The organism is Streptomyces sp. NPDC001744 (genome assembly GCF_042892575.1).
Taxonomy (GTDB): domain Bacteria; phylum Actinomycetota; class Actinomycetes; order Streptomycetales; family Streptomycetaceae; genus Streptomyces.
On record NZ_JBIAUG010000002.1, the window covers coordinates 431302 to 447082 of the forward strand.

Below are 15781 nucleotides of genomic sequence, written 5' to 3' on the forward strand. Positions count from 1 at the left end.
CGCGACACCCGGAGGGCGGTCCCGAAGCCGGCACCGCCGACCGGTTCGGTGCCCGGTGGACCGTCGTCGGCGGCCCCCTCGGCGAGGCTCCTCCCGCCCGTCCCCGCACACGCTCCGGGGCTTCCGCCGCACCCGGCCCACGCGCCCGGGGCGCGCACCGCTCCCGCCGAGTGGCTGGACGCTCCGCGCCCCCGGGCCGGACTCGGCATCTGGCGGTTCCGCCATGTTCCGCCGGTGCCGAAAGCGACCGCCCGGCTGGCCCCGGCCACCGTCGCCGGGATGCTGATCCCCGTGGCCGTGGGGCTGGTCATCTGGTCGGCCTACCGGCGCGGGACGCTCCCGTACATGTACGTCGTGCTCCGGGCCTTCACCCCCACCGACTGGTGGTACAACGCCAGCAGTGCTCCACGGGACTGGCACGGAGCCGCGGCGTACGAGGTCCTCGGCGGCGTCGTCTTCGTCGGGCTCGTGTGCGCGGTCGCCGTCCTCGGCTCCTGGGGCAGGATCACCCGCCATTACCTCGACCGGTTCCGTGCGCCGTCCCGCGCCGCGCTTGCGGGCGCCGGCGCCCTGACCGCCCTGGCGTTCGTCTGGCCGGAGGCATTCGGGAGCGGCTGGCAACCCCTGCCCGTGGCCCCGTCCGTGCTCCACCTCGTGGCCCTGCTCACGGGCGGCTACGGGGTCTTCGCCTCGTCCTTCGTCGTGTACCCCCTGTACGCGGTGATCACCGCGGCCGTCGTCTGGCCGTTCGCCCGTGTCGGCGAGTGGGCGGCCCTCGTCCGGTCGTGGCGCACCCGCTCCGCGTCCCCCGCCGCCTCCGCCGCGCCCGCGGGCCCCGAAACCCCCCGCTCCCACTGGCCGGACCTGCGGGCCGCCGGCGAGCACCGCGCCGCCGACCTGCTCACCGCCGAGGTCGCCGCCGGACGCATGAACGACGTCGACATCACGCGCGTGCGCCGCGCCTGGCAGGACACGGACCGGGACCCCGTCCGCCGCGCCGCCCTCGTCGAGGCCCTGCTCCGGCAGGGCGCCGCCGCGTACGCGCATCCCTCCGGCGACCGGGACCTGCCGAGCCGCCGGGCCACCCACGACCTGCTCGTCGGCCAGGTCCGCGTCGGCCGGTACACGGCCGCGGAGGGCACTCCGCAGCCGTACCACGGCGCCGGGACCGGACTGGATCCCGGGATCCTCGGCACGTCCCTCCTCGCGGTGGGCCCTTCCGGCGCGGGCAAGACCCGCTCGCTCGTCGCGCCCGTCGTGGAGTCGCTCACCCTCCAGGCGCTCACCGGCGCCTGCGCCGTCGTCGCCGTCGGCGCGGCCGGGGCCCCGCTCGGCCCCGACGAGGCGTACGACGTCGTGATCCGCCTCGGCGACCCGGCGTCCCCCCACGACCTGGACCTGTACGCGGGGGCCACCGATCCCGACGAGGCCGCTGCCTTCCTGGCCGAGGGGCTCGTCGGGGACATGGAGGGCGTGGAGCCCCGGCGCGCCGCCACCGCGCTCGCGCAGCTCATCGGCCCCTACCGGACCGCGTACGGGCGCTTCCCGACCGTTCCGGTCCTGCGGGAGCTGCTCGAAGCCCGTCCCGAGCCCCTCAGGGAGCTGCTCGACCTGCTGCCGGAGGACGGCGCCCCGACCATGCGCCGCGAGCTGGACTCCAGGCTCCGCCAGGTCGGCACCGCGACGGACGTGGGCCCCGTGCTCGCCGACCGGCTCGCCGTCCTCGACCGGCCGGCCTTCGCCGAGTTCTTCGGCGGCGGCCGCGAGGCGCGCCCCTTCTCCCTGCGGGCCGTCGCCCAGCACCCGGTGCGGGTACGGGTCACCCTGCCGCAAGGCGGGCACGAGGAGGCCGCGCGGCTCCTCAACCGGCTGCTGCTCGCCCAGTTCCAGCACGTCACCCGGGACCGTGCCGGACACGGACACTTCGTCTGCATGGTGTTCGACGAAGCGGCGGGAGCGCTCACGGCCGGGACGGTACGGGGGCTCCAGCGGCTGCGCCCGCAGAACGCGGCCGTCGTACTGGCCCTCCGTACCCTCACGGAGGTGCCCGAGGCCCTGCACGGGCCGCTGCTCGCGGCCGTCGGCTGCCGGATGGCCCTCGCCGGTCTGTCGACCTGGGACGGCAGGGCCTTCGCCGAGGCGTGGGGCACCGAACGCGTGGAGACGACCGAAGTGGCCCACCACACCGTCTTCGCCGACCAGCCGATGACCCGGGCCTTCCACGCCCTGCGCAAGCTGGTGACCGGCAAGGCCGTGACCACGGAGGCCGTCACCGTCCGGGAGGTGGAGCGGCAGCGCTGGTCCGCCTCCGACCTCGCCCACGCCGTCCCGCCGGGGCACGCCGTCCTCTCCCTCACCCACGTGCGCGGCGAGCACATGCCGCCCCTCCTCGTCGACCTCCGCGGCTGAGCGCCCGCCCCCGGCCCCTGGCAGAATCGGGAGCGCCGCTCGGCTGAGCGGCGCCCCCTCGCCCAAAGGTCCGACGGTCCCCAATGCCGCCCACCCTCGCCTCGCTCGTGCAGCACTCCGCCCTCAAGCTCGTCGTCCGCGCGGGTGAGGACCGTCTCGACGCCCCCGTCCGCTGGGCCCACGTCAGCGAACTCGCCGATCCCGTCCCCTACATGGAGGGCGGTGAGCTGCTCCTCACCACGGCGCTCACCCTCGACGCGGAGGACCTGGAGGCCATGCGCCGCTATGTGCGGCGGCTGCTCGACGCGGGGGTCGTCGGGCTCGGGTTCGCCGTGGGCGTGAACCACGAGGAGATCCCGGCCGCGCTGCTCGAAGCGGCCCGCGAGGAGCACCTGCCGCTCCTGGAGGTGCCGCGCCGCACCCCGTTCCTGGCCATCAGCAAGGCGGTGTCGGCCGCCATCTCCGCCGACCAGTACCGCGCCGTCACGGCCGGTTTCGAGGCGCAGCGCGAGCTGACCCGGGCCGCGCTCGCCGAGGGGCCCGAGGCCGTCGTCGCCCGGCTCGCCGCCCACGTCGACGGCTGGGCCGCCCTCTACGACGCGTCCGGCCGGCCCGTCGCCGTCTCGCCCGAGTGGGCGGCGCGCCGGGCCGCCCGCCTCACCCCCGACGTGGAGCGGCTGCGGGAACGCTCCGCCCCCGCGAGCGCGGTGGTCGGCGGTGCGGACGACCGCGTCGAACTCCAGTCGCTCGGCACCGGGCGGCGGGTCCGGGGCGCCCTCGCGGTCGGCACCGGCGCGCCCCTCGGCACGGCCGAGCGGTACGCGGTGCACTCCGCGATCGCCCTGCTCACCCTGACCACGGAACGCTCCCGCTCGCTCCAGGCGGCCGAACAGCGGGTCGGCACGGCCGTCCTGCGGATGATGCTCGCCGGCCAGCCCGACCACGCGCGCGCGGTGGCCGGCGACGTGTACGGCGGCCTCCTCGACGCCCCGTTCCGGCTGCTCGTCGCCGAGCAGGCCGGCGGCGAACCGGCCGGTGAGCCGCCCCTCCCGGCGCTCGCCGAAACCCTGGAGGCCGCCGCCGCCCGCGCCGGGGAGACGGTGCTCGCCGTGTCCGAGGGCGAGCGGCGGCTCGTCGTCCTCGCCGGGGACGGCGGCGCGGTCGCCGCCGCCTGCGCCGGGTACGCGGAGCGGGAGGCGGAGGAGGCCGGCGTCGTCATCGGCCTCTCGGCCCCGGCGGGCCCCGTCGGCGCCGCGCCCGCGTACAAGCAGGCCGAGCAGGCGCTCTCGGTGGCCCGGCGCCGGGGCCGGGCGCTCGTCGAGCACGAGGACCTGGCGGCGGGCTCGGTCCTGCCGCTCCTCGCCGACGACGCCGTCCGCGCCTTCGCCGACGGGATGCTGCGGGCCCTCCGCGACCACGACGCCACGGGCCGCGGCGACCTGGTGGTCTCCCTGCGGGCCTGGCTCTCCCGGCACGGCCAGTGGGACGCGGCGGCGACGGACCTGGGCGTCCACCGGCACACCCTGCGCTACCGGATGCGCCGGGTGGAGGAGATCCTGGGCCGCTCCCTGGACGATCCGGACGTGCGGATGGAACTGTGGCTGGCCCTGAAGGCGACGGGGGAGGGGACGGGGTAGCCCCTCTGAGGGGATGGGGTAGTCCCCGAGTGGGTGTGGGGTAGCCCCGAGCGGATGGACAGTCCCGAGCGGCGGGGCAGCCCCGAGTGGCGGGGCAGTCCCCTACCGGCGGAGCGACCCCAGGGCGCCGCGGGCTTCCCGGCTCCCGGCCGTCCGAACCGCCGCCGCCCCCTTCGGGCCGCCGCCCTCCGGGCCGCCGTTCCCGCACCTCCGTCGCCCGGCCCTCCGGACCCCCGAACCCCTGCCCGGAAGCGGGCAAATTTCTGGCAGTTCCCGCCTTCCGCTCCCTATTCTCCTGTTCATGACAGAACCTGCCGTCGACCCGGCTCCCGGCACCCGTACCGCCCTCCCCGTCACACCCCCGGCGCCCGCCCGCCGGATCACCGGCGCCGTCTGGGCCGCTCTCGGCATCGTGTACGTCGTGTGGGGGTCCACCTACCTCGGCATCCGGGTCGTCGTCGAGACCCTGCCCCCGTTCCTCTCCGGCGGCGCCCGCTTCGTCACCGCGGGCCTGCTGCTCGCCGGGATCGTCGCCTGGCGCCAGGGCCCCGCCGCCCTCCGGGTCACCCGCCGGCAGCTCGGCTCGGCCCTCCTCGTCGGCCTGCTCCTCATCCTCGGCGGCAACGGGCTCGTCGTCCTCGCGGAGACCTCCATCCCCTCAGGTCTCGCCGCGCTCCTCGTCGCCGCCGTCCCCGTCTGGGTGGTCGTCCTGCGCGTCACCACCGGCGAGCGCCCCGGCCCCGGCGCGGTCGGCGGCGTCCTCCTCGGCCTCGCCGGGCTCGGCGTCCTCACCCTGCCGGGCCTGACCGGCGAGGTGCGGATCGGCGGTGTCCTCCTCGTGGTCGCCGCCGCCCTCAGCTGGTCCGTGGGCTCCTTCGTCTCCTCGCGCCTTCCGATGCCCGCCAACCCCTTCGCCACCAGCGCGTACGAGATGGTCGCGGGCGGTCTCGCCGGCGTCGCCGTCGGCGTGTCCCGCGGCGAGCACCACGGCCTCGACCTCGCCGAGGTCTCCACCCGTTCCTGGGCCGCCCTCGCCTACCTGGTCGTCTTCGGTTCGCTGATCGCCTTCACCGCGTACGCCTGGCTCCTGCGGGCGGCGCCGCTCTCCCTCGTCGCGACCTACGCGTACGTCAACCCCGTCGTCGCCGTCGCCCTCGGCGCCCTCGTCCTGAACGAGGCCCTGACCTGGCCCCTCGTCCTGGGCGGCGCGATCGTCGTGGCCGGGGTCTGCCTGATCGTGACGACCGAACGGCGCGGCTGACCACCTCCCGGGGCCGCCTCACCGGGACCGCCGCCGGCCCCTGTTCGGCCAATTCGGACAGGGCCCCGGCCCCATCACTACAGACCGGACAAACCCACGTGGCCCGCCCCGGCCCTAACGTGTCACGAGAGCAATCGCTCGCACCCCCCGATACGGAAAGGGCCGGGACGCAATGACGACCACCCACGCCTTCTGGCTCGCCGGCCGCGAGGCCACCGGCGAGGCCACCTTCGACGTCACGAACTCCTTCGACGGGCGTCTGGTGGGCAAGGTCAGCGTGCCCACCGAGGCCCAGGTCGAGGAGGCCGTCGCCGCCGCGCACGCCGTCGTCGACGAGTTCGCCGCCACCCCGGCCCACGTCCGCGCCGCCGCCCTCGACCACGTGTCGAAGCGCCTCGCCGAGCGCACCGAGGAGATCGCCCAGATCATCTCGGCCGAGAACGGCAAGCCCGTCAAGTGGGCCCGCGGGGAGGTCGGCCGCGCCGTCTCCGTCTTCCGTTTCGCCGCCGAGGAGGCCCGCCGCTGGAACGCCGGCGAGGCCCAGCGCCTGGACACCGAGGCCGGCGGCGCGGGCCGCCTCGCCCTCACCCGCCGCATCCCCAAGGGCGTCGTCCTCGGCATCGCGCCGTTCAACTTCCCGCTGAACCTCAGCGCCCACAAGGTCGCCCCGGCCATCGCCGTCGGCGCCCCGATCATCCTCAAGCCGGCCCCCTCGACCCCGATCTCCTCCCTGATCCTGGGCGAGATCCTGGCCGAGACCGACCTGCCGGCCGGCTCCTGGTCGATCCTGACCGTGCCGAACGACCGGATGCCCGCCCTCGTCCAGGACGAGCGCCTCCCGGTCATCTCCTTCACCGGCTCCGACAAGGTCGGCTACGCCATCCAGGAGTCCGTGCCGCACAAGCACTGCACCCTGGAGCTCGGCGGCAACGCCGCGGCCGTCGTCCTGCCCGACTGGTCCTCGGAGGAGGACCTGGACTGGGCCGCCGGCCGCATCGCCACCTTCTCCAACTACCAGGGCGGCCAGTCCTGCATCTCCGTCCAGCGCGTGATCGTGGACTCCTCCGTCCACGACCGCCTGCTGCCGAAGATCGTCGCCGCCGTCGAGGCCCAGGTCACCGGCGACCCGGCGGACGACGCCACCGACGTCGGCCCGCTCGTGGACGAGGCCGCCGCGAAGCGCGTCGAGTCCTGGGTGGACGAGGCCGTCGCGGCCGGTGCCACGCTCCTGACCGGCGGCAAGCGCGAGGGCGCCACCTACGCCCCGACCGTCCTCACCGACCTCCCGGCCGACGTCACCCTGGCCCGCGCCGAGGTCTTCGGCCCGGTCCTGACGATCGCGAGGACCGACGGCGAGGCCGAGGCGTTCGCCGCGGTCAACGACTCCGACTTCGGCCTCCAGGCCGGTGTCTTCACCCACGACCTGCAGGCCGCCTTCCGTGCCCACCGCGCCCTGGAGGTCGGCGGCGTGATCGTCGGCGACGTCCCCTCGTACCGCGCCGACCAGATGCCGTACGGCGGCGCCAAGCGCTCCGGCGTCGGCCGCGAGGGCGTCAAGTACGCGATGGACGACTACACCTACGAGCGCGTCCTCGTCCTCACGGGCCTCGCCCTGTAGGCCCCCCCGGGGGCACCTGCCCCACCCGGACCGGGCGGTCCGGCTCCACTGTGCGGGGAGCCGGACCGCCTTCGCCCTTCCCGGCGGCCTCGTGGCGGTACGGGCCCCGCCCCCGTACCCCCGTCCCCGTGCCCCGGCATCCGTACGTCCCGGTATCCGGAACACCGGTCCGTCCGCCCGGCCGGCACGGCAGGATGGCGCCCGTGACCGTCATCGACATACCGGGCTCCAAGTCCGTCACCGCCCGCGCGCTCTTCCTCGCCGCCGCCGCCGAGGGCACCACCACCCTCCTGCGGCCCCTCGTCTCCGACGACACCGAGGGCTTCGCCGAAGGGCTCGCCGCCCTCGGGTACGCCGTGCGCCGCGAACCCGGCGCCTGGCACGTCGAGGGCCGTCCCGCCGGCCCCGGCGCGGACACCGCCGACGTCTACTGCCGCGACGGCGCCACCACCGCCCGCTTCCTCCCCGCCCTCGCCGCCACCGGTCGCGGCACGTACCGCTTCGACGCCTCCGCCCAGATGCGGCGGCGACCCCTCGGCCCGCTCACCGCCGCCCTGCGGACCCTCGGCGTCGACCTGCGGCACGGCGGCGAGGAGGGCCACCACCCGCTCGCCGTCCACGCCCGCGGGGTCAGGGGCGGCGCGCTCACCCTGGACGCCGGTCAGTCCTCCCAGTACCTCACCGCCCTGCTCATGCTCGGCCCGCTCACCGCCGAGGGCCTCGACATCACCGTCACGGACCTGGTCTCGGAGCCGTACGTCGAGATCACCCTCGCCATGATGCGGAGCTTCGGCGCGGACGTGCGGCGGGAGGGGCGCACCTACCGCGTCGCCCCCACCGGCTACCGGGCCAGGACGTACGCCGTCGAGCCCGACGCCTCCACCGCGAGCTACTTCTTCGCCGCCGCCGCCCTCGAACCCGGCCGCTCGGTCACCGTCCCCGGCCTCGGCACCGGCGCCCTCCAGGGCGACCTCGCCTTCGTCGACGTCCTGCGCCGCATGGGCGCCGACGTCGAGATCGGCCGGGACGCCACCACCGTCCGCTCCACCGGCACCCTGCGCGGACTCACCGTCAACATGCGGGACATCTCCGACACCATGCCGACGCTCGCCGCGATGGCGCCGTTCGCCGACGGCCCGGTCCGCATCGAGGACGTCGCCAACACCCGGGTCAAGGAGTGCGACCGGCTCGACGCCTGCGCCGAGAACCTGCGCCGTCTCGGGATCACCGTCCGCACCGGCCCCGACTGGATCGAGATCCACCCGGGCACGCCCGCCGGACCCGTCGGGATCACCACCCGCGGCGACCACCGGATCGTCATGTCCTTCGCGGTCACCGCCCTGCGCACCCCCGGCATCACCTTCGACGACCCCGGCTGCGTGAAGAAGACGTTCCCCGACTTCCACCGCGCCTTCGACGCGTTCGCCCGCACCCCGTGAAGACCGGGCCGGGTTTGCGGCAAGAATGGGGGGCATGACCGACCGTCCCTCACCCCTCGCCGACCCGCACACCGCCTTCGACGCGTCCGAAGGCCGCCGGGACATCGTCGTCCTCGGCTCGACCGGGTCCATCGGCACCCAGGCCGTCGACCTGGTGCTGCGCAACCCCGACCGCTTCCGGGTCACCGCCCTGGCCGCCTCCGGCGGCCGGACCGGGCTGCTCGCCGAGCAGGCGCACCGGCTGGGGGTCGCCGCGGTCGCGGTCGCCCGCGAAGAGGCGCTGCCCCAGCTGCGCGAGGCCCTGGAGGCGCGCTACGGCTCCGAGCCCCTGCCGGAACTCCTGGCGGGGCCGGACGCCGCCGCGCACCTGGCCGCCTCCCCGTGCCACACCGTCCTCAACGGCATCACCGGCTCCATCGGCCTCGCGCCGACCCTCGCCGCCCTGGAGGCCGGCCGCACCCTCGCCCTCGCCAACAAGGAGTCGCTGATCGTCGGCGGCCCCCTGGTGAAGGCGCTCGCGAAGCCGGGCCAGATCATCCCGGTCGACTCCGAGCACGCGGCCCTCTTCCAGGCGCTCGCCGCCGGCACCCGCGCCGACGTCCGCAAACTGGTCGTCACCGCCTCCGGCGGCCCCTTCCGCGGCCGTACGAGGGACGAGCTGGCCCACGTCACCCGCGAGGACGCGCTCGCCCACCCCACCTGGGCCATGGGCCCGGTGATCACGGTGAACAGCGCGACCCTGGTGAACAAGGGGCTGGAGGTCATCGAGGCCCACCTCCTCTACGACATCCCCTTCGACCGCATCGAGGTCGTCGTCCACCCGCAGTCCTACGTTCACTCGATGGTGGAGTTCACGGACGGCTCCACGCTCGCCCAGGCCACCCCGCCCGACATGCGCGGCCCGATCGCCATCGGCATCGGCTGGCCCCAGCGGGTCCCCGACGCGGCCCCCGCCTTCGACTGGAGCAAGGCGTCCACCTGGGAGTTCTTCCCGCTCGACACCGAGGCGTTCCCGTCCGTCGGCCTGGCCCGGCACGTGGGCGAGCTGGGCGGCACCGCCCCCGCCGTCTTCAACGCCGCCAACGAGGAGTGCGTCGAGGCGTTCCTGGCGGGCCGGCTGCCGTTCAACGGCATCATGGACACGGTCACGACGGTCGTCACGGAGCACGGCGTTCCCGCCGCGGGAACCTCCCTCACCGTGCCGGACGTCCTGGAAGCGGAGACCTGGGCACGGGCCCGGGCCCGAGAACTCGCAGCGAAGGCGACAGCGGAGGCCCGCGCATGAACGAAACGCTCCTGTACGCCCTGGGCATCGCGCTGTTCGTGCTGGGGCTGCTCGTCTCCATCGCCTGGCACGAACTCGGCCACCTCTCCACGGCCAAGCTCTTCGGCATCCGGGTCCCGCAGTACATGGTCGGCTTCGGCCCCACGATCTGGTCGAGGAAGCGCGGCGAGACCGAGTACGGCATCAAGGCCATCCCGGCCGGCGGCTACATCCGCATGATCGGCATGTTCCCGCCGGGCGCGGACGGGCGCATCGAGGCCCGCTCCACCTCGCCCTGGCGCTCCATGATCGAGGACGCCCGCGAGGCGTCGTACGAGGAGCTGCAGGAGGGCGACGAGACCCGGCTGTTCTACACGCGCAAGCCGTGGAAGCGCGTCGTCGTCATGTTCGCCGGACCGTTCATGAACCTGGTCCTGGCGGCGGCGCTGTTCTTCGGGTCGATGATGACGCTCGGCGTCGAGGGCCCGACGACCCGGGTCGCCGGTGTCCAGAAGTGCGTCATCGAGCTCAGCGAGAAGCGCCAGAAGTGCGAGCAGGGCGACCCCGTCTCCCCGGCGTACGCGGCCGGCCTGAAGGACGGGGACAGGATCCTCGCCCTGAACGGGCGGGCGGTGAACGACTGGAACACCCTCTCCGACCGCATCCGCACCGCCGCCATCGGCCCCGCCACGCTCACCGTCGAGCGGGACGGACAGCGGCTCGACCTGCACCCCACCCTCGTCTCCAACAAGGTCGAGAAGAAGGACGCCGACGGCAACGTCGTCCGGCCGGTCCAGTACGTCGACGCCGGATACCTCGGCTTCCAGCCGAAGTCCGAGGTCGCCGCCCTCACCTTCGGCGAGACCACCAGCCGCATGACCGACCTCCTGGAGACCGGCGTCCACTCGGTCGTCGCCCTCCCGGGCAAGATCCCCGGCCTCTGGAACGCCACCTTCGGCGACGGCGAGCGCGCCGAGGACTCCCCGGTCGGCGTCCTCGGCGCCGCCCGCATCACCGGCGAGCTGATGACCGTGGACGCGCCGCCGGAACGCATCCTCGTGATGTTCATGAACCTGCTCGTCATGTTCAACGTCTCGCTGTTCCTGTTCAACATGCTCCCGCTGCTGCCGCTCGACGGCGGCCACATCGCGGGCGCCCTGTGGGAGTCCGTGCGCCGCCACGCGGCCCGGATCTTCAAGCGCCCCGACCCCGGCCCGTTCGACGTGGCCCGGCTGATGCCCGCCGCGTACGTGGTGGCCGGCGTCTTCGTCTGCTTCACCCTGCTCGTCCTCGCCGCCGACATCGTCAACCCGGTGAAGCTGACGTGATCCCCCGGAGGGCCGGACCCGGTGGTGTCCGGCCCCCCGCCACCGGGGCGGTAACCTCGGAGACCCGAGCCCGCCGACGCACAACCCTGAGGTTGCACATCAGATGACCGCGATTTCTCTCGGTATCCCGACCGTCCCGACCCGGCTCGCCGAGCGGCGCAAGAGCCGTCAGATCCAGGTCGGCAGCGTGGCCGTCGGCGGTGACGCTCCCGTCTCCGTGCAGTCGATGACCACCACCCGCACGTCCGACATCGGTGCCACGCTCCAGCAGATCGCCGAGCTGACGGCCTCCGGCTGCCAGATCGTGCGCGTGGCCTGCCCCACCCAGGACGACGCCGACGCCCTCGCCACGATCGCGAAGAAGTCGCAGATCCCCGTCATCGCCGACATCCACTTCCAGCCGAAGTACGTGTTCGCCGCCATCGACGCGGGCTGCGCCGCCGTCCGCGTCAACCCGGGCAACATCAAGCAGTTCGACGACAAGGTCAAGGAGATCGCCAAGGCGGCCTCCGACGCCGGCACCCCGATCCGCATCGGCGTCAACGCCGGCTCGCTCGACGCCCGGCTCCTCAGGAAGTACGGCAAGGCCACCCCCGAGGCGCTGGTCGAGTCCGCCCTGTGGGAGGCGTCCCTCTTCGAGGAGCACGGCTTCCGCGACATCAAGATCTCGGTCAAGCACAACGACCCGGTCGTCATGGTCGAGGCGTACCGCCAGCTCGCCGCCCAGTGCGACTACCCGCTGCACCTCGGCGTCACCGAGGCGGGCCCCGCCTTCCAGGGCACCATCAAGTCGGCCGTCGCCTTCGGCGCGCTGCTCTCCCAGGGCATCGGCGACACCATCCGCGTCTCGCTCTCCGCCCCGCCGGCCGAGGAGATCAAGGTCGGCATCCAGATCCTGGAGTCGCTGAACCTGCGCCAGCGGCGCCTGGAGATCGTCTCCTGCCCCTCCTGCGGCCGCGCCCAGGTCGACGTCTACAAGCTGGCCGAGGAGGTCACCGCCGGCCTCGACGGCATGACCGTCCCGCTGCGCGTCGCCGTCATGGGCTGCGTCGTCAACGGTCCCGGCGAGGCCCGCGAGGCCGACCTCGGCGTCGCCTCCGGCAACGGCAAGGGCCAGATCTTCGTCAAGGGCGAGGTCATCAAGACCGTCCCCGAGTCGAAGATCGTCGAGACCCTCATCGAGGAGGCGCTGAAGATCGCCGAGCAGATGGAGAAGGACGGCGTCGCGAGCGGCGAGCCGACGATCGCCGTCGCGGGCTGACCCGCCCGCGACCGGGCGCCGCGCCCGCGAAGCCCCCGCCGAAGCCCCGCTCCCCGCCCCGGGGGCGGGGCTTCGGCCGCCGGAGGCGCGCCCCGCGACCCTCCGGGTAAAGTGCGGTGAACCAGCGGAACCGCACGGTGAGGCCCCCTCGTGTTGACAGAGACCACCCGGGTCCTCGAACCCGCCGACCTCGGCGCCGCACTCGCCGTCCTGGAGAGCGCTCCCGTCGAGAACGCCTTCGTGACCGCCCGCGTCCAGGCCGCCGGGCTGGACCCCTGGCGCCTCGGCGGCGAGATGTGGGGCTGGTACACCGAGGGACGGCTGCGCTCGCTCTGCTACTCCGGCGCCAACCTGGTCCCGATCTGCGCCACCCCCGGGGCCGTCCGCGCCTTCGCCGACCGGGCCCGCAGGACCGGCCGCCGCTGCTCCTCCATCGTCGGCCCCGCCGGACCCACCACGGAACTGTGGCGGCTCCTGGAACCGAGCTGGGGCCCCGCCAGGGACGTCCGGGCCAACCAGCCCCTCATGGTCGCCGAGGAACCCTCCGCCACCGTCGAGCCCGACCCGCTGGTGCGCCGCGTCCGCAAGGACGAGATGGAGGTGATCATGCCCGCCTGCGTGGCCATGTTCACCGAGGAGGTCGGCGTCTCCCCGCTCGCCAACGACGGCGGCCTGCTCTACCAGGCCCGGGTCGCCGAACTCGTCGGCGCGGGCCGCTCCTTCGCCCGGATCGAGGACGGCAAGGTCGTCTTCAAGGCCGAGATCGGCGCCGCCACCCGCCGGGCCTGCCAGATCCAGGGCGTCTGGGTCGCCCCCGAGCACCGGGGCAGGGGCCTCTCCGAGACGGGCATGGCCGCCGTCCTCCGGTACGCCCTGGCCGACGTCGCCCCCGTCGTGAGCCTGTACGTCAACGACTACAACCTCCCCGCCAGGGCCGCGTACCGCCGCGTCGGCTTCCGCGAGACCGGCGCCTTCACGAGCGTGCTGTTCTGAGCGCCCTCCCCGCGCGTGCTGTGCCGGAAGGGGAGCCGCTTGTAGGGTGCGCCGCATGGAAGACGACGCAGAGATCGCGATCGGACCGGTCGACCTGGCCGCCCGGGTGGACGAGGCCCTGGCCGTGCAGGCGGTCGCCTTCGGCCTGGACGCCGACGAGGTCGCCGTGCGCCGCCACATCGTGCTGCGCCACCTCCTCGTGCCCGGCGCCCGCGCCTACGGCGCCACCACCCCCGACGGACGGCTCGTCGGCTTCGCGTACGGCATGCCCAACGACCGCACCCACTGGTGGTCCACCGTCGTGGAGCCGTACCTGCGCGCCACCGGCACCGCCGACTGGCTCGACGCCTCCTTCGCCGTCACCGAACTCCACGTCCACCCCGGCTTCCAGGGCCGGGGCGCGGGCCGCGCGCTGATCACCACCCTCACCGACACCGCCGCCGAGTCCCGCTCGATCCTCTCCGCCATCGACACCGAGAGCCCGGCGCGGGGCCTCTACCGGTCCCTCGGCTACCAGGACCTCGCCCGGCGGGTGCACTTCCCGAGCGCCCCCCGGCCCTACGCGGTGATGGGCGCCCCGCTGCCGCTGGCGCGCCGGAACTGATTTCTCGTCCCCGGGGCCGCCCGGCTAACCTCGGGGCCATCACCTCCCCCGAGCTCTCGGCCCCGTTCGAGCAGGGGGGACCCCCAGCCCGGCAGGAGTACGAGAACCATGGCCAACGCACCGGTCCAGCGCATGTCGAAGTTGATGGCGAAGACGCTGCGCGACGACCCGGCGGACGCCGAGGTCCTCAGCCACAAGCTCCTCGTCCGCGCGGGGTACGTGCGCCGCACCGCCGCCGGCATCTGGAGCTGGCTGCCCCTCGGCAAGAAGGTCCTCGCCAACGTCGAGCGGATCGTCCGCGAGGAGATGGACGCCATCGGCGCGCAGGAGGTCTCCCTGCCGGCCCTGCTGCCCCGCGAGCCCTACGACGCGACCGGCCGCTGGGACGAGTACGGCGCCGAGCTGTTCCGCCTCCAGGACCGCAAGGGCGGCGACTACCTCCTCGGCCCGACCCACGAGGAGATCTTCACCCTCCTGGTGAAGGACCAGGCGTCCTCCTACAAGGACCTGCCGGTCATCCTCTACCAGATCCAGAACAAGTTCCGCGACGAGGCCCGCCCCCGCGCCGGCATCCTGCGCGGCCGCGAGTTCCTGATGAAGGACTCGTACTCCTTCGACACGGAGGACGAGGGCCTCGCCCAGGCGTACGCCCTGCACCGCCAGGCGTACCGGCGGGTCTTCGAGCGCCTCGGCCTCGACTACCGCATCTGCGCCGCCACGGCGGGCGCGATGGGCGGCTCGAAGTCCGAGGAGTTCCTCGCCCCGGCCGAGGCCGGCGAGGACACCTTCGCGGACTGCCCGAACTGCGACTTCGCCGCCAACACCGAGGCGGTCTCCTTCGCGCTGAAGGCCGTGGACGGCTCCGCCGTGCCCGCCGCCGAGGAGATCCCCACCCCGGACACCCCGACCATCGAGACCCTCGCGGCCTCCCTCGGCGTCCCCGCCTCCGCCACCCTCAAGAACCTCCTGGTGAAGGTCGACGGCGAGATCGTCGCCGTGGGCGTCCCCGGCGACCGCGAGGTCGACCTCGGCAAGGTCGAGGCGCACTTCGCGCCGGCCACCGTCGAGATGGTCACCGAGACCGACTTCGCCGGCCGCCCCGACCTCGTGCGCGGCTACGTCGGCCCGCAGGGCCTCGACAAGGTCACGTACGTCGCCGACCCGCGCGTGGCGCCGGGCACGTCCTGGATCACGGGCGCCAACAAGGAGCACACCCACGCGAAGAACGTGGTCGCCGGGCGCGACTTCGAGGTCACCGAGTACGTCGACGTGGTCGTCGTCGAGGAGGGCGACCCCTGCCCGAAGTGCGGCACCGGCCTCAAGCTGGACCGCGCCATCGAGATCGGCCACATCTTCCAGCTGGGCCGCAAGTACGCCGACGCCCTCAAGCTCGACGTCCTCGGCCAGAACGGCAAGCCGGTCCGCGTGACCATGGGCTCGTACGGCATCGGCGTCTCGCGCGCCGTGGCCGCCCTCGCCGAGCAGACCGCCGACGACAAGGGCCTGTGCTGGCCGGCCGAGGTCGCCCCGGCCGACGTCCACGTGGTCGCCGCGGGCAAGGCCCTCCAGACCGAACTGGCCCTGGAGGTCTCCGACAAGCTGTCCGCCGCGGGGCTGCGCGTCCTGGTCGACGACCGCGCGGGCGTCTCCCCGGGCGTCAAGTTCACCGACGCGGAGCTGATCGGCGTCCCGAAGATCCTGGTCGCGGGCCGCCGTTCGGGCGAGGGCGTCGTGGAGCTGAAGGACCGCCGCACGGGGGAGCGCGAGGAGCTGACGGTGGACGAGGCGGTCGCCCGCCTCACCGCGTAACCGCCGGACGGGGGAGGGGCGGGGCCCCCCGGGGCCCGCCCCCCCCCCGCCCCGGCCCCCCGCCCCCCCCCCGCGGGGGCCCCGGTCCCCCCCCCGGCCCCGCCCGGGCGCGCGGGGGGGCAACCGCCGCCCCCCGCCCCCCCCGCGCCCCCCCGCGC

At 74.4% G+C, this 15781-nt stretch carries 11 protein-coding genes; all 11 read left to right on the plus strand.

What is annotated here, in order from left to right:
- Nucleotides 1-234: 234 nt before the first annotated feature.
- The 11 genes from ACFYZY_RS04430 to ACFYZY_RS04480 all read left to right on the plus strand — a co-directional run bounded on the left by ACFYZY_RS04430 (nucleotide 235) and on the right by ACFYZY_RS04480 (nucleotide 15623).
- The gene (locus ACFYZY_RS04430) at nucleotides 235-2409 is read left to right on the plus strand and encodes an ATP/GTP-binding protein (protein ID WP_388689322.1); all 2175 of its coding nucleotides are present in this window, start codon (nucleotides 235-237) and stop codon (nucleotides 2407-2409) included.
- A gap of 83 nt (nucleotides 2410-2492) precedes the next feature.
- Nucleotides 2493-4046 carry a PucR family transcriptional regulator gene (locus ACFYZY_RS04435; RefSeq protein WP_388689324.1) on the plus strand — a complete coding sequence of 518 codons (1554 nt, stop codon included), beginning with the start codon at nucleotides 2493-2495 and terminating at the stop codon, nucleotides 4044-4046.
- Between the two features lie 301 nt (nucleotides 4047-4347).
- Nucleotides 4348-5307: an EamA family transporter gene (locus ACFYZY_RS04440; protein WP_388689326.1), complete on the plus strand. Its 960-nt coding sequence runs from the start codon at nucleotides 4348-4350 to the stop codon at nucleotides 5305-5307.
- A gap of 172 nt (nucleotides 5308-5479) precedes the next feature.
- Nucleotides 5480-6925 (plus strand): aldehyde dehydrogenase family protein, encoded by a 1446-nt coding sequence (locus ACFYZY_RS04445; protein ID WP_388689328.1) that lies wholly within the window; start codon nucleotides 5480-5482, stop codon nucleotides 6923-6925.
- Between the two features lie 203 nt (nucleotides 6926-7128).
- On the plus strand, nucleotides 7129-8364 hold the full coding sequence (aroA, locus tag ACFYZY_RS04450; protein WP_388689330.1) for a 3-phosphoshikimate 1-carboxyvinyltransferase: 1236 nt from the start codon (nucleotides 7129-7131) through the stop codon (nucleotides 8362-8364).
- Nucleotides 8365-8398: 34 nt separating this feature from the next.
- Nucleotides 8399-9649 (plus strand): 1-deoxy-D-xylulose-5-phosphate reductoisomerase, encoded by a 1251-nt coding sequence (gene dxr / locus ACFYZY_RS04455; RefSeq protein ID WP_388689332.1) that lies wholly within the window; start codon nucleotides 8399-8401, stop codon nucleotides 9647-9649.
- Entirely contained in the window at nucleotides 9646-10956 is a 1311-nt protein-coding gene (locus ACFYZY_RS04460) for a M50 family metallopeptidase (RefSeq protein ID WP_388689334.1), read from the plus strand. The genes dxr and ACFYZY_RS04460 overlap by 4 nt, the downstream gene beginning before the upstream one ends.
- A gap of 103 nt (nucleotides 10957-11059) precedes the next feature.
- The gene (gene ispG / locus ACFYZY_RS04465) at nucleotides 11060-12217 is read left to right on the plus strand and encodes a flavodoxin-dependent (E)-4-hydroxy-3-methylbut-2-enyl-diphosphate synthase (RefSeq protein ID WP_388689336.1); all 1158 of its coding nucleotides are present in this window, start codon (nucleotides 11060-11062) and stop codon (nucleotides 12215-12217) included.
- 150 nt (nucleotides 12218-12367) lie between these two features.
- Nucleotides 12368-13210, plus strand: a complete 843-nt coding sequence (locus ACFYZY_RS04470; RefSeq protein WP_388689338.1) for a GNAT family N-acetyltransferase — start codon at nucleotides 12368-12370, stop codon at nucleotides 13208-13210.
- Nucleotides 13211-13265: 55 nt separating this feature from the next.
- Nucleotides 13266-13814, plus strand: coding sequence for a GNAT family N-acetyltransferase (locus ACFYZY_RS04475; protein ID WP_388689340.1), 549 nt, complete (start codon nucleotides 13266-13268; stop codon nucleotides 13812-13814).
- Nucleotides 13815-13922: 108 nt separating this feature from the next.
- Nucleotides 13923-15623, plus strand: coding sequence for a proline--tRNA ligase (locus tag ACFYZY_RS04480; protein WP_388689342.1), 1701 nt, complete (start codon nucleotides 13923-13925; stop codon nucleotides 15621-15623).
- The last annotated feature ends 158 nt before the right edge of the window (nucleotides 15624-15781 follow it).

Coding starts and splice junctions, on each gene's coding strand:
- ACFYZY_RS04435 (WP_388689324.1), top strand. CDS start 2,493: ATGCCGCCCACCCTCGCCTCGCTCGTGCAGCACTCCGCCCTCAAGCTC.
- ACFYZY_RS04440 (WP_388689326.1), top strand. CDS start 4,348: ATGACAGAACCTGCCGTCGACCCGGCTCCCGGCACCCGTACCGCCCTC.
- ACFYZY_RS04445 (WP_388689328.1), top strand. CDS start 5,480: ATGACGACCACCCACGCCTTCTGGCTCGCCGGCCGCGAGGCCACCGGC.
- dxr (WP_388689332.1), top strand. CDS start 8,399: ATGACCGACCGTCCCTCACCCCTCGCCGACCCGCACACCGCCTTCGAC.
- ACFYZY_RS04460 (WP_388689334.1), top strand. CDS start 9,646: ATGAACGAAACGCTCCTGTACGCCCTGGGCATCGCGCTGTTCGTGCTG.
- ispG (WP_388689336.1), top strand. CDS start 11,060: ATGACCGCGATTTCTCTCGGTATCCCGACCGTCCCGACCCGGCTCGCC.
- ACFYZY_RS04475 (WP_388689340.1), top strand. CDS start 13,266: ATGGAAGACGACGCAGAGATCGCGATCGGACCGGTCGACCTGGCCGCC.
- ACFYZY_RS04480 (WP_388689342.1), top strand. CDS start 13,923: ATGGCCAACGCACCGGTCCAGCGCATGTCGAAGTTGATGGCGAAGACG.